9 protein-coding genes are annotated in these 15,393 nt (G+C 36.8%); 5 read left to right on the top strand and 4 right to left on the bottom strand.

Features of this window, described 5'->3' with window-relative positions:
* Window positions 1-36: 36 nt before the first annotated feature.
* Both H7U19_RS16810 and H7U19_RS16805 read right to left on the bottom strand, forming a co-directional pair.
* Entirely contained in the window at window positions 37-252 is a 216-nt protein-coding gene (locus H7U19_RS16810; protein ID WP_222597448.1) for an RraA family protein, read from the bottom strand.
* 14 nt (window positions 253-266) lie between these two features.
* A complete protein-coding gene (locus H7U19_RS16805) occupies window positions 267-710 on the bottom strand; it encodes an RraA family protein (RefSeq protein WP_222597447.1) in 444 nt (147 codons plus the stop codon).
* Between the two features lie 259 nt (window positions 711-969).
* Here H7U19_RS16805 and H7U19_RS14385 point away from each other — a divergent pair, with 259 nt between their 5' ends.
* From H7U19_RS14385 to H7U19_RS14365, 5 genes are all read left to right on the top strand, one after another.
* Entirely contained in the window at window positions 970-5,019 is a 4,050-nt protein-coding gene (locus H7U19_RS14385; protein WP_186563574.1) for a hybrid sensor histidine kinase/response regulator transcription factor, read from the top strand.
* A 488-nt stretch (window positions 5,020-5,507) separates the two neighbouring features.
* Complete coding sequence (locus tag H7U19_RS14380) at window positions 5,508-8,531, top strand: SusC/RagA family TonB-linked outer membrane protein (RefSeq protein WP_186563573.1); 3,024 nt, start codon at window positions 5,508-5,510, stop codon at window positions 8,529-8,531.
* A 26-nt stretch (window positions 8,532-8,557) separates the two neighbouring features.
* Window positions 8,558-10,129: a RagB/SusD family nutrient uptake outer membrane protein gene (locus H7U19_RS14375; protein WP_186563572.1), complete on the top strand. Its 1,572-nt coding sequence runs from the start codon at window positions 8,558-8,560 to the stop codon at window positions 10,127-10,129.
* 16 nt (window positions 10,130-10,145) lie between these two features.
* Window positions 10,146-11,327, top strand: coding sequence for a glycoside hydrolase family 88 protein (locus tag H7U19_RS14370; protein ID WP_186563571.1), 1,182 nt, complete (start codon window positions 10,146-10,148; stop codon window positions 11,325-11,327).
* A 4-nt stretch (window positions 11,328-11,331) separates the two neighbouring features.
* The gene (locus tag H7U19_RS14365) at window positions 11,332-13,743 is read left to right on the top strand and encodes a glycoside hydrolase family 2 protein (protein ID WP_186563570.1); all 2,412 of its coding nucleotides are present in this window, start codon (window positions 11,332-11,334) and stop codon (window positions 13,741-13,743) included.
* 363 nt (window positions 13,744-14,106) lie between these two features.
* On the opposite strand, the gene H7U19_RS14360 is transcribed toward H7U19_RS14365, so the two are convergent.
* Both H7U19_RS14360 and H7U19_RS14355 read right to left on the bottom strand, forming a co-directional pair.
* Window positions 14,107-14,337: a LuxR C-terminal-related transcriptional regulator gene (locus tag H7U19_RS14360; protein ID WP_186563569.1), complete on the bottom strand. Its 231-nt coding sequence runs from the start codon at window positions 14,335-14,337 to the stop codon at window positions 14,107-14,109.
* Window positions 14,338-14,367: 30 nt separating this feature from the next.
* Window positions 14,368-15,378 carry a M28 family metallopeptidase gene (locus tag H7U19_RS14355; RefSeq protein WP_186563568.1) on the bottom strand — a complete coding sequence of 337 codons (1,011 nt, stop codon included), beginning with the start codon at window positions 15,376-15,378 and terminating at the stop codon, window positions 14,368-14,370.
* Window positions 15,379-15,393 lie beyond the last annotated feature (15 nt).

The raw sequence follows: 15,393 nt of genomic DNA, 5'->3' as shown, positions 1-15,393 counted from the left end.
TAGGTTTAAGCTTATTTATTTTTCCAATTTTCAAAATCAATTAAAGTTTGCTGGTCTGTTGTTGGGTAAAGACCAACAATAGTCACCTGTTCTAAAAACAAAATCTTCAAAAAGAGTCATTTCCTCACACTCATTAGCTACTTCTTCAGCTATATTAGAAGGAATAATCATGACACCATCACTATCTCCAACAACATTATCATCAGGAAAAACAGCCAAATCACCACTGCCAATAGGAACATTAATATCCATAGCTTGATGTAAAATTAAGTTGGTTGGAGCGGAAGGTTTAAATGATATGAAGTAAAATCTAATACCATAATTTCACCTAAATCTCTAAAACCACCATCGGTTACTATTCCAGAAGCACCGCGTTTCATAAGCCTAGTTATTAATATAGCTCCAGCTGAGGCTGTTCGAGCATTTTTTCTGCTATCAATAATTAAAACGGCTCCTTTGGGACATGTTTCGACAGCAACTCTTTCTGGATGATTTGCATCTCGAAATACACTAATCGGATTTAAATCTTCTCTTGCAGGAATATATCTTAAAGTGAAAGCTTCTCCAACCATATTTTGATTAGTTCTACCAAGAGGCTTTACGTTTTGAAGAAATTGATTTTCTAACACTTTCTTGAATAGGCAAGTAGCAATGGTAGCAGTACTTATATTTTGAAGTTTTTGGCGAACAGAATTTGTGAATTTCTTCATTTGTGATATTTTATATAATCTGGATTGTAAGGAATGCCAAAAACCATGTAGTGGCAGTGGTTTCCAAAAGAATGGCAAGCAATGCTATTACTGTCAGTTATGTAAAATTAGTAAATAAAAGAGTTATACGTTTTCAGGATATTTAATCCTGTCGCGTAATCACATTGAAACCGTTAAGACAGGCTCAAAATAAAGGCACTTACTTTTTTTATTTGATTCAATACTTCTATATTTATCCAGCTATACATTTTGGTTCTCGATGCTTAGGTTTCTGTTTTTAATTGTGTATTTGGGTTTTGGATTTTGGTGTGCGGGTCAACCAGGGAAGTATGCATTTAGTCACTTAACTACTGCAGACGGTCTGTCTCAAAGCTCTGCAATTGCCATACACCAAGACCGCCTAGGCCAAATTTGGATTGGTACAAGAGATGGTTTAAACAAGTACGACGGAACAGAATTTACCATCTACCGTAATGAGGAAGGTAACCCCAAATCTATTAGCAACAATGATGTTTTGGCGATCCATGAAGATGGGCAGGGAAATTTGTGGATTGGCACTTATAACGGGCTGAATAAATATAACCCCAAAACAGATTCATTTACACAGTACTTTCACCAAGAAAGTACGGACGCACTAGCCAATAATACTATTTGGAAAATATCCGAGCTATCCGATGGAAATATTTATTTGGGGACTTCTGGTGGACTTTCGGTTTATGACCCAGTTAGCAAAAAATTTAAGAATTATTTGACTGAAGGCCTTACTCCTGCAGTACGGCGCGTTATGTCGATTTTAGAGATGTCCTCGGGAAAAATACTACTGGGTACAGGGGCAGGCGTTTTTGAAGCTAAACTAAGCCAAGATTTCAGTGTTAAACGAATTGAGGGCAGTGCTATTTATAGTATCCAAGATTTAATTGAGCTCAAGGATGGTACAGTTTTATTAGCTACCCAAGAACACGCCTTGATAAAGTTTAATCCAAACAGTTACAGGTTTGTTCCGTTCATAGAAAAAGAAACTAAGAAAAGTCAAATTCAAAATATCAGACAACTTTTGTTAGACGATAACGGCTTACTTTGGGTTGGCTCTTATCAGGGGTTGATACTTGTTGAGTCCAATGAAAGTGTTAGAATATTACAAGCCGATATTGATGATGTCCGTAGTTTAAGTAAAAACTCCATAAAAGCGCTATTCAAAGATCAAAAAGGTTCTATTTGGATCGGTACATATTATGGTGGTATCAATATCTGGGACCCTTCCAATAGTAATTTCCAAAATATTACGCAAAATCAATTCGGAAAGGGGCTTAGCTATTCCGTTGTAAGTTCGATTGAATCGGATGGTAAAAATGTTTTTTTTGGTACAGAAGGTGGTGGATTGAATGTGTGGGATAGAGAAAAAAATTCTTTTTCCTATTTGACAGCGGACAATTCGGTATTATCGGACAATAATATAAAAACGCTTAATAGCCTTAATAAAGATGAGCTGTGGATAGGTACCTTCAAAAACGGATTACAAGTTTATAATACAAGGGAGAAACAATTTGAACCTTCTGCTTTACCACCTGATTTAAAGAAGTTAATTAATAATGTAGGGGTATATGCTGTAAAACAAGATTCACATCAAAACATTTGGATAGGAACTTTTGGCAAAGGCGTTTTTAAGTTTAGCAAGGAAACCGGAAAATATCAACGTTTTAAACACTCAGATTCCAAAGCCAATACCTTGTCAAATGACTTAATTCGATCAATTTGTACTGACAAAGACAATAATACCTGGATTGGCACACAAAAAGGGCTCAATAAAATTAGTACCTCAGGGACTATAACACATTATTTGTATGACGAAAAGTTGCAATATGGTGAAGATGTTGTGGCTTTATTACAAGATTTATCAAATACTATATGGGTAGGAACAAAGTCCAAAGGCCTGCTTAAGATAGAAGGAGATAGTATTAAACCTGTTTCTATTAGAATAAATGATGTAAGGGTGTCAGCGGTACGAAGTATTTTGGCAGGCGGATCCGGCCTACTATGGATGGGGACCAATCAAGGAATTGTTTCTTATGACAGTAAAACTAAAGCCGTTAAATTGTATAACCAAAGTGATGGGGTTATCAGTAATGAATTTAATGACAATGCCAGTCTAAAGGTTGACAACTCAACATTCTTTTTTGGTGGACCCAATGGGGCAACGGTCATAAGTACGGATAGGCTCCATGAAAATGAGTATTCACCCCAAGTAATTTTAACCAATTTTGAAATTAGGGATGCTGATAAAGCGAATGCCAATAATAAGATTTTAGAATACACCCTGCCTTTTACCGATGATATAGAACTGGACTATAATCAAGGAAATTTCAGCGTATCATTTTCAATTCCAAACTTCATTAATTCTAGCAATAATACTTACAAATATCGGCTAAAGGGCTTAGAGCAGGAGTGGAATATTACCCAAACTAATACGGCAAATTACACCATCCAGAAACCCGGCGAGTATATTTTTGAGGTTCAGGGTGCTAACAATGATGGGGTATGGAATAAAGATATTACTCAACTTAATATCCGAGTAGCACCGGCACCCTGGCGTACTTGGTGGGCTTTTGCAATTTATGGTATTTTAATTTTAATTGCCTTATACTTTTTGTATGGTATCCAGAAAACTAAAGCAAAACTAAAACACGATCTGCACTTGGAGCATGTTGAGGCAGAAAGAACAAAAGAGATTAATAAAAGCAAGCTGGAATTCTTTACCAATATTTCCCACGAGTTTAGAACGCCGTTATCGCTAATCCTTGGGCCACTGAAACAAATAATAGAAAACTACCAGGGAAGCAGTAAAATGTACAAAAAGCTCCTTGTTGTTGAAAACAATGCTGGCCACTTATTAAAATTGATTAACAGGCTAATGGATTTCAGGAAGTACGAAAACAATTTGTACAAATTAAATGCGGCCGAGGGCAACATTGTCAAATTCTTGCGGGAAATATTCCTTTCCTTCAGCGAATATGCTAAAAATGGCCATTACAATTTCGAGTTTGTTTGTGCTGAGAAGGAAATCTTGGTGTATTACGACCGCCATAAATTGGAACGTGTGTTTTACAATTTGATATCCAACGCTTTTCGCTATACCCCAAAGGGAGGTAGTATTGTAGTACGGATAGAAGCGTTGGAAGATGCAATTAGGATTAACATCGAAGATTCTGGAGTAGGTGTAGCAAAGGAGTTTCAGGATAAAATATTTGAGCGCTTTTTTGAGGCATCAAACCAAAATAAGCAGGACAATGATTATACGAAGGGGACAGGAATAGGCCTTGCCATTGCAAAAAGTATTATCCAATTGCACAAAGGCACTATTAAAGTTGAGGATAACCCAACTGGGCAAGGTTCTATATTTTCGGTAACACTGCCATTAGGAAATGTGCATCTAGAGGCATCGGAGATCATTGAGGATTTTAAGTTTAGTGAAGACATATCCCAATATGTTTCTCAATTAGAGGCCTTAAATGCAACCAATGGAGATGAAATAAATGTAAAAGACCCGAATAAAAAAGAAACCATATTGGTTGTTGAAGATAATGCAGAGCTTAGACAATTTATCAGGGATGTACTAATACAAACGTATAACGTCATAGAGGCCGAAAACGGAAAGAAAGCGTTTAATCGAGCGAAAAAAGAGGCTGTAGACATAATAGTAAGTGATGTCATAATGCCTGAAATGACAGGGACAGAATTATGTTCAAAGATTAAAGGAGATTTAAAAACAAGCCATATACCAATTATACTTCTAACGTCAAGAACATCCTTAGTTTATAAATTGGACGGGCTCGAGAGAGGTGCCGATGACTATATAAGTAAGCCTTTCGATATTTCCGAATTTAAATTGCGTGTCCATAATTTGTTGAAGGCTAGGGCAAAATTAAGAGAGAAATTTACAACCAATGATGTTTTAAAACCTAACGACGTTATAATTTCATCACACGACGAAAACTTATTTAAGAAAGCCTTACACATAGTAAACGAAAATATAGGTAATGAAGACTTTGATGTTAGGCTTTTTTGTTCAGAACTGGGTGTAAGTAGGACGATGTTGTTTACAAAAATTAAAGCGTGGTCCAATTTTACCCCTAACGAGTTTATTCTACATTTTAGAATGAAACGCGCCGCTCAGTTAATGGAACAGGGAAAACTCAATATTTCTCAAATAAGTTATCAAGTTGGATACAAGGATCCCAAGTATTTTAGCAAGTCTTTTCAAAAAAAGTTCGGTGTAGCGCCTTCAAAATATACCGATAAATTTCATGAATAGTATTTTTTTGATATGTTAAAATATTGGTAATCAATAATCTGTATTTTTTTACCCCCTTTTTTGTATTTCTGTATCTGCGTTTTGTTTTAGTTTTAGGCTCATGAAAAACGAGAGGCTAAAATCTAAATACATTGAGATTATACTAATACTAGTAATAGTTGTATTTGGGTTGATTATTATTTATTTGATTTAATATTAAGTAGTGAACATTTACAGGAAACAACATAAGAATTTTTAAATTCAATAATAGTTGAATTCTCATCTGTCCAAGCGATATATACTCATATAGATATGAATTTTTAGCTTTTCATTTTTAAGTTTTAAATATTTGTTTATATTTGGTGAACCAATTTGGAAAACCAATTTGGTTCACCAAAAAATCAAATGTACAACATTTAGAATATTGAACTGCATAACACTCAAATCTATTCGATGGGGTATATGGATTTAATAACCATTTTAACTAAGATTAACTTAAAATTAAACTAATGAGGAAAACTAAGCATTTGAAAAACGCATTCTTACTTTTATTGAGTTTGTGTTTTGTACTCAGCGCCAACGCGCAGGAGAAAACAGTGAAGGGAACTGTAACATCCAAGTCGGATGGGTCAGCATTACCGGGAGTAAATGTTATTGTTAAAGGTACTACCACCGGTACATCAACAGATTTTGATGGTAATTATACCATTGATGTTAATGATGATGTAGTGCTCGTCTTTAGCTATGTAGGGTATGTAACTCTTGAAGCTAAAGTAGGTAGCTCGAATAAACTGGATGTACAATTAACAGAAGATTTAGCTGCTCTAGATGAAGTAGTAGTGGTAGGTTACGGCTCTCGAAGAAAAAGTGATGTAACCGGAGCCGTATCTTCGGTAAAAACAGAGGAACTTAATGCTTTTCCAGTGTTAGATGCAGCACAAGCGCTTCAAGGTCGGGCAGCTGGGGTAGTTGTTCAATCTAATAATGGAGGTGAGCCAGGAGCGCCTATCAATATCAAAATTAGAGGTAATACTTCTATTAATGCTAGTAGCGCACCTCTTATTGTAGTGGATGGTTTTGTTGGGGCGGTTATGCCACAACCAAATGATATCCAGTCCATAGAGATTTTGAAAGATGCATCTGCAACAGCTATATATGGTTCTCGTGGCTCAAACGGGGTGGTTATGGTTACCACAAAGAAAGGTAGAAGTGGTAGATTATCGGTTGAAGTCAATTCAAACTACTCTGTACAGAATACTGCCAATGAATTGGATTTGCTTAATGCCACCCAATTTGCTACTTATCAAACAGCAGTAAACCCAGGTTATTCTCCAGGAACAGCAAATACTGATTGGCAAGATTTGTTATATAGAACTGGAAGTACCCAAAACCACCAATTTTCTTTTTCTGGAGGAACTGATAAATTGAATTTTTATGCTTCTGCTACATATTTTAAACAAGATGGTGTTATTGTGAACTCTGAGTTTGAGAGAGTATCCTTCTTATCAAATATTGATGCCCAGGTTACTGATAAATTAAAATTAGGCATGAACCTTTTTGGTAGTAGAGGCGCTCAAGATGGTGTGCCAACACAATCTACAGGTGATACGGCAAATGGAGGTGGAGATGATGTTGTTTCGTTAATGTTCAGATTTGCACCAGATTTACCTCGATTTGATTCAAATGGTCAAAATACCATCAATAGTGTTGGTGATGACGTTGATAATCCATACGCCGTTGCTCTTGAATCCGTAAACGAAAGAAAAACAGATAATTACCGAGCTAATTTATATGCAAACTATGATATTTTAGAAAACCTTACGTTTAAAACGACTTTTGGTTTAAGTTCGACAAATGAAACTTTTGGTGTATTTAGACCATCTACATTAACAATTACTGCTGGTGGAATTGGTGGGTTAGCAATAATCGAGAATTTTAAAAGAACTAGTTTGCTAAGTGAAAATTACTTAACATACAAAAAAGAAATTGGTAAGGGAGATTTAACGCTTTTGGCTGGTTATTCTTATCAAAAAAATACCACGCAAAGATTTGATACAGGTGTGCAGGGTTTAACTTCTGATTCTTTTTCCTATCATAATTTATCAGGCAGCTCAGTCTCATTGATTCCTACCTCATCTTTAACACCCTCTGAAGTTCAATCCCAGTTTGGAAGATTAAATTTTGATTATGATGACAAGTACTTAATAACAGCAACAGTAAGGCGAGATGGTGCATCAAATTTTGCTGCAAACGAAAAATATGCCATTTTTCCATCAGGAGCTATTGGTTGGAAAATATCAAATGAAAACTTTTTAAAGGATCACGAAAAGATTTCTAATTTAAAGCTAAGAGCTAGTTACGGCTTAACAGGTAATCAAGCTATTACACCTTTCCAATCCTTGGCTCGTTTTGATAATGTCTATGCAGTTCTTAATGGAGAGTCTGTAAACAATGTAACACCTGATCAAGCAGCTAATCCAGATTTAAAATGGGAAACATCATATCAAACTAATATTGGTTTGGATTTAGGGCTTTTCAATAATGCAATTTCACTATCACTAGACTATTATAATATTGATACAAAAGATCTTATTATAGAGGATACCAGTCAGCCAGAGTACTTAGGCTTTTTAACACCTGCTAGTTTAAGAAATGTGGGAGAGGTGAACAATAAGGGTTTTGAAATTAACCTAAATACAAGAAACATAAGTAATGAAAACTTTACTTGGACAACAGATTTTAATTGGTCTACAAATAAGAATGAGTTTGTTGCCTTATTAGATGGTGAAGACATATTTGCCGATGCCTCTCCGGGTTATTTCAATATCGATCGTACTCATGTATTAAGAGAAGGTGAATCTGTTGGTACATTTTGGGGCTTTGAATACCGAGGCGTTTATCAAGGTGGTGCACTACCAGAAGGAACGGCACTTTTGGAAGGTGCTGAAGCTGGAGATCAATTGTTTACAGATTTAGATGGCAGTGGTGATATTACAACCGCCGATCAGCAAATAATCGGAGATCCCAATCCAGATTGGACAATGGGTATAACTAATAACTTTACTTATAAAAACTTTGATTTAAACATCTTTTTTCAAGGCGTGCAAGGAGGTGATATAATGAATCTTACTGCTGTTCAATTATTCAATGGAGATTCCAATGCTACAACGGATATATTAAACTCTTGGACACCATCAAATACAAATACCAATATTCCTCGTGCAAAGCTTAGAGGGAAACAAATTTCTTCTCGATTTGTAGAAGACGGTAGCTATATTAGACTTAAAAATATTGCAATAGGTTATACATTACCTTCAGATATTACTGAAAAAATAGGGATGCAAAGCGTAAGGCTTTCAATTAGTGCGCAGAATTTGTTGACTTTCACAGATTATTCTGGTCTTGATCCTGAAGTAAGTTATTTTGGAGCAGGAGGTGGAGACAACGCTGACAGCAATACTGTTAACGGATTTGATTTTGGAAATTACCCAACTGTTAAATCAGTTAATTTTAGTGCAAGTTTAAGATTTTAAAAGTAAATTAAAAGAAAAATATAATTATGAAAACATACAAAATTTTGTTCTTATTGGTAGGATTATCAATACTAGGATGTTCAGATTTAGAAGAAGACCCAGTAGGTGTGCTTGCTCCGGAAGGCTTTTTTCAATCAACAAGAGATATACAAACAGCAGTGAACAGTACCTATGGGCACATGGCTCATGAAGACTTTTGGGGGCGAAAAATGTCTTTAACAATTATGCTGCGCAGCGATATGGTAGATATTGGAGACCCAACTACATCTTCAAGAAGAATAGAACATAATGATTTTAATGTGCCTGATGATAATGGAATGATTTCGGGTTATTGGAATAGACTTTACCAAATTATAGCAGCCGCCAATAACGCCATTGCTGGAGCTGAACAAGTGGATGCGGCAGAGGGTATTAAAAACCCAATTACTGCACAGGCCTATTTTGTTAGAGCTTTTATCTATTTTCATTTGGTAAGACAATTTGGAGACATTCCTTATATTGATGCTCCAGTAACAGATGTAGATGCAGCAAGTTCTATAAGTAAAACTTCAGTAGCTGATGTGTACACAAACATTATCGCGGATTTAGAATTTGCTAAAACGTGGTTGCCTAATACGCAATCTGCAAGATCCATACCTGCAAAATCTGCAGCACACTCCTATTTAGCCTTGGTCTATTTAACAATGGGTGAGTATCAAAAAGCTTATGATGAAGCAAAGGGTGTTATTGATAATGAAGCAACCTACGGACTAGCTTTAGAGCCAGATTTTCAAGAATTATTTAATTCAGCAACTATAGACGGTTCAAAAGAGCCCATATTTGCTTTAGACTTTAATGGGTTTACTGATGGGGACGATGGTAGAGATTATCAACCGCCTTTAACTGGTCTGAGAAATGACGAACAATATGCTCCAGATATTGTTGGTGGAGGTTGGTCAGTAGCTGTGCCCTCTCTTGAAGTATTTAATACTTGGGATGACCAAGATTATAGAAAATGGGTAAGTTTTGACGATACAGCGGTTTTTAAATTTACAGATCCAGTTACAGAAGAGGTAACATTTGAAGAAAGGCCATATACTGTTTTTAAAGAAAGTGGAAGTAGTGGTAGAGGTGTAAACCGTCCTCATATAGCTAAATATACGCGTATGACAGGACCAACTGCAACAGGAAACGGTAGAGGTTCTAATCATAATTATTCTATGATGCGTTATGCGGAAGTATTGTTAATTGCGGCAGAGGCTCTTAATGAAGTTAATGGTGGTAGCGCGGAAGCTCATGGCTATGTAAATAGAGTTAGGGAAAGGGCAAGAAATGGAGCATTAGGCTCAATGCCTTCCTCATTTCCTGCTGATGTTGCTGGATTGTCTCAAGATGAATTCAGAACTATGGTGCTGGACGAGCGAAGATTAGAGTTGGCCTTTGAGTTTAAAAGATGGTATGACATTGCTAGAAGAAAAATGGGGTCTCAAGTGTTTAGTGCTTCTGGATTAGAGGGAGAAAAACCAAATTTTGACCCTAATCAAGATTACTTATTGCCATTGCCTGCAGATGAATTAGCAAGAAATTCTAATTTATTACCACAAAACCCTGGGTATTAAGTCAACGAATAGTTTAATGTTTAGAGTTTGGTTTTTATTAATTATCCTTGGATTTACATGTTTCTCATGTAAATCTGAGGATAAAAAAAATAAGGATACTTCAAAACTAACCATAGATGAGTTGCTTGAAGTTAGATATTCTAAATTTCTTGATTATGATCTAGATTCATTAGCCTTTGCCAGAAGTTATTCCCATAAAGAAAAGGCTATCAATAAACGACCTTCAAAAGATTGGACTAGTGGTTTTTTTGCTGGTAATTTTTGGCAAATCTATAAACTCAGTGGTGACGAAGCGTTTAAAGAGCGAGCTAAGGCATGGACGGCCTTTATGGAGCGTGAAAAGTTTAATGCCGGCACACACGATATGGGCTTTAAGATTTATTGCTCATTTGGGGAAGGTTTAAGTGTTGAAGATAATCCAGTCTATAAAGATATTATTGTCCAAAGTGCAAAAACATTGAGCACCCGATATAATCCGCATATTAAAAGTATCCGTTCCTGGGATTTTAATAAGGAAAAATGGCAATTCCCAGTGATTATTGATAATATGATGAATTTAGAATTGCTCTTTGAAGCCACTAAAATTTCTGGAGATAGTACTTACCACAACATTGCAGTAAATCATGCCAATACCACATTGAAAAATCATTTTAGGCCGGACCATAGTACATGGCATGTACTGGATTATGATACGATTTCGGGGCAAGTTAGGGGTCGCGTTACCCATCAAGGTTTTGGTGATGAGACGGCTTGGGCCAGAGGGCAAGGTTGGGCGATAAATGGTTTTACAATGGCCTATCGGTACACAAAGGATAAAAAATATTTGGATCGTGCAGAAAAAACGGCCAATTATTTTATTCACCATAAAAATATGCCAGAAGATGGGATTCCGTATTGGGATTTTGACCATCCCGACATTCCGAATACCTCGCGTGACGTGTCGGCAGCGACCATTGTAGCTTCGGCTTTAGTAGAACTATACGGATACACCAAAAATGAGGACTACAAGGATTATAGTAAAAAAGTGGTGAATAGTTTAAAATCCAAAAACTACATTCTTCCAAAAGATCTGGATGTTCCATTTATTTTAGACCACAGCTTTGGGGATTGGTCCCAACGTCATGAAATGGACGTGCCCATCGTTTACGGCGACTATTACTTCTTGCAAACCATGTTAAGGTTACAAGCTTTAAATTAGAACAATGAAAGAAAGGATTGCCTATATAGCTCTTATTGTCTTGTGTGTTTTGTCAATAGGGTGTAATTCGTCAACAGATGGGTTAGCAAAATCACGTTCCAAAATAAATATCAATAATGATTGGCTTTATTTAGAAAACAATTCCAATACTATTAATGATGTTTTGCCTGAAAATAATTGGCAAGAAATTAATTTGCCACATACTTGGAACGCACTTGATGCAACCGACATTGTCCCTGGATATAGAAGAAGCGCAAGCTGGTATAAAAAAGGCCTTACCATAGAGAATGTTGATTCAGGCTATTACTATCAACTTTATTTTGAGGGTGCTAACATAGAAAGTGAGGTATTTGTTAACGGTAATAAAGTTGGAGGTCATATTGGGGGCTATATGGGTTTTTCTGTTGATATTACGGATGTAATAAAAAGTGGAAGCAATGAAGTTTTGGTTAGAGTTGATAATAGTTATAATCCAGAGGTGATTCCTTCTCAAAAAAGCGATTTTTTCATTTTTGGAGGTATTACAAGGGATGTTTGGCTAGAAATGCTTCCAAAGCAACATCTTTCGAATTTAAAAATTTCAACCCCTAAAGTTTCTCAGGCTAATGCCGAATTATTGGCTGAAGTATCGGTGAATAATTCAGGTCTAAATTCAAAAGTAAAAGCTTCAATATTTGATAATGAAGGCAATGAAGTGTCATCCTCGTTTTTTGATGTTGTAGAGAGTAGGTCAAAAATTATGTTTAAAAATATTCTAAATCCCAAACTTTGGCATACATCTTCCCCAAATTTATATACCCTTAAAGTGGAATTGATGGATGGCAATGACACAAAGGATCAATTGTCTGAAAAAGTCGGTTTTAGATGGTTTGAATTTAAAGACCATGGAGCTTTTTACCTAAATGGTGAACGTTTGCTGCTAAGAGGTACTCACAGGCATGAGGAGCATGCAGGTGTTGGTGCAGCTATGAGTAACGCTCAGCATAAGGCGGACATGCAACTTATAAAAAGCATGGGCGCCAATTTTGTGAGGTTGGCGCATTACCCGCAGGACCCTGAGGTTTATAAGGCCTGTGACGAGTTAGGTTTATTGGTATGGGACGAACTACCATGGTGCCGTGGTGGTGTTGGCAATGAGGCCTGGAAAACCAATACCAAAACCATGCTAAAAGAAATCATTGAGCAGAATTACAATCACCCCAGTATCATATTATGGTCTTTGGGCAACGAGATTTATTGGTTGCCCGATTTTGAAGACGGAGACAATCCTGAAAAAATCAACACTTTTTTGAAGGAACTGAACGATTATGCCCACGAATTAGATCCTTCGAGAAAAACAGCGATTAGAAAATACTATGAGGGCGCAGATATTGTGGATGTGTTTTCTCCCTCGATATGGTCTGGATGGTATTCAGGTAGTTATAAAAGTTATCAAAAGGCCATTGATCAATATAAAAAGCAATATCCACATTTTTTACATGCCGAATACGGCGGATCCAGTCATGTAGGCAGGCATTCCGAAAACCCAATAACAGGCGAAGGTAAAATACAATCCGATGGCTGGGAAGAGGCTATAGTTCAGACTGATGTAGCCAATATTGCCCAAATTGGGGATTGGAGCGAAAATTATATTGTGGACCTGTTCGACTGGCATTTGAGGATTTCGGAGAACGATTCAACATTTGTCGGGAACATCCAATGGGCATTTAAGGATTTTGGAACACCTTTAAGACCCGAAAATGCCATTCCTTATATGAATCAAAAAGGCCTAGTCGATCGAGCGGGGAAACCAAAGGATGCCTTTTATGTCTTTAAGAGCTATTGGAGCGATGAACCCTTTGCCTATATAGAATCCCATACTTGGAAAGAAAGACAGGGGCCAAAGGGAAAGGCAAGAAATATCAGTGTTTATAGTAATTGCGACGAAGTTGAACTTTTACAAAACGGTAAAAGTTTGGGAGCTAGGAAAAGGAATACGCTCGAATTTCCGGCATCGGGGCTGAATTGGGACGTCAGCTTTGTTAATGGTTCAAACGGCTTTAAAGCAATAGGTAAGACTAGGGCAGGGGACACTGTTAGTGATACAATTAATATAAACTATAGGTACGTAAAAAACAGCAAAGCACGATCCTTAAAGCTAGATTATAAAGTCATGGATAACGGAAACTATCTCATTACCGCCACAGCAATAGACGGGCAGGGTCTAAGATGTTTGGATTATGAGGAAAAAGTATATTTTCAGTGCCTAAACGGCGGAGAGGCAAAAGTCAGTCAAGGCACCCCTACGGGGAGCGAAGTTATTGAAATGGCAAATGGGCAGGCGTCTATCGAAATCCTAAGACATTCAGAAGATAAGCAGATGCAGGTTATGGTGCTTAATCAAAGCTTTAAAGGGACTTATCTGAATATTGAATAAAAAAAATCAACTTTAGGCCCGAAGACTGAATTCCTTGTTTATTCCCTATCTTGTTATGGTATTTCGCCTTGAGTCCGTTTTATTTCATTTGCACTGGCTATTTCGAAACGTTTTGGAGCATTCTTGGAGAGCACTCACATCATTTAAAAGAAATTATTTGTATGCTACCAATAAGCTAAAGGTTGAAATAGACCTATCGACAATCCAGTTAAATCAAACTTAAAGAGTTGTTTTAGATATGAAACTGACCTCTACTCTTTTTACCTTTTCTTATTAAAGGGAGGGGATCGTTCTTTTAATCCTCACGACCAATAGTGGGGATTATCTGTTTTATTTTCTAAACTAAAGTTTTGCGGATTCTTCTCAGCCAATTTTTAGAGCTCCTAATTCTACAGCTTTCGTAACTACAAAGTACGTGTTTTTATCCAAGGGAATATCCAGTTTTTGTCGCACCCTTCGCATATAAGTAGAGATGGTTTTCTCGTTTAGCGGGTTACCATTTTTGTCAGTCATCTGTTTAGCAATGTCCTTGTTTTTTAATCCTTTAGCAGTTAGGCTGAGGGCCAATTGCTCGTTTTTGCTTAACTTTTTCATAGTGTTTTTTAAATATTTAATTCAGCTAAGTTAATCAACTTTTACTCGAGTTTCGCGATTTGCCAGTTCCCAAGCGGTATAAAAAATAAGTTGCGCCCTTTTTTCAAGTAAATCGTACCTGATTTTATCCGGGGTATCGGTCGGCTTATGGTAATCCTCGTGTACTCCGTTAAAATAAAAAATCACTGGGATATTGTGTTTCGCAAAGTTATAATGATCCGACCTGTAATAGAAACGGTTGGGGTCGTTTTCATCATTAAAGGTATAGTCCAGCTCCATATTTACCGTAACCTTGTTGATGGAGTCAGATACCCAGTGTAATTCTTTACTCAGTCTGTCCGAGCCGATAAGGTATACATAATTTGGTTGCTCGTTGTGCTTTTCATCCACCCGACCAATCATATCAATATTCAGATTAGCAATGGTGTTTTTTAATGGAAAAATGGGATCTTCATCAGCATAGTACCTCGATCCGAACAATCCGATTTCCTCACCAGTTACGTGAAGAAATGCAATGGAGCGCTTGGGGCCGTTACCATCATCTTTTGCTTTTTTAAATGCTTCGGCAATTTCCAAAATGGCAACTGTCCCTGACCCATCGTCATCAGCACCGTTATTGATTTGTCCATCTTCGGATGCCCCAATATGATCAAGATGTGCGGAAATAATAAGAACTTCGTCCGGTTTTTCACTCCCCTTTATAAAGGCAATCACATTTTCAGAATCCCCATCAGCCCGGCCTTCAAAGTAATCCTTGGGTATTTCCTGAAAATAGTCATCTTCGGAAATCGGTGATGGTATGTCATTACTTTTATAAGAGTCCTTTATGTAATTGATTGCTTTTTTTTGCCCGGACTCCCCAGTTTTTCTGCCTTCAAATTCATCCGAGGCATAAATATACAAGGCATCCTTTAACTCCTCTGCCGTAATGGTTTTAGCATAGCCTTCTGGATTGACAATCTTCTTTGCCTTTTTGTTTTGTGAATTACTACAGGTTAAGATTAGAGCCGACAAAGCCAGCAAACTGGTTAATTTTTTCATCTTTGGTAAATCTTA

Source organism: Hyunsoonleella aquatilis, from assembly GCF_014270105.1.
GTDB classification, from domain to species: Bacteria; Bacteroidota; Bacteroidia; order Flavobacteriales; family Flavobacteriaceae; genus Jejuia; species Jejuia aquatilis.
The sequence above is the reverse complement of the archived record's forward strand: the minus strand, read 5'-3'. Positions and strand labels throughout refer to the sequence as shown.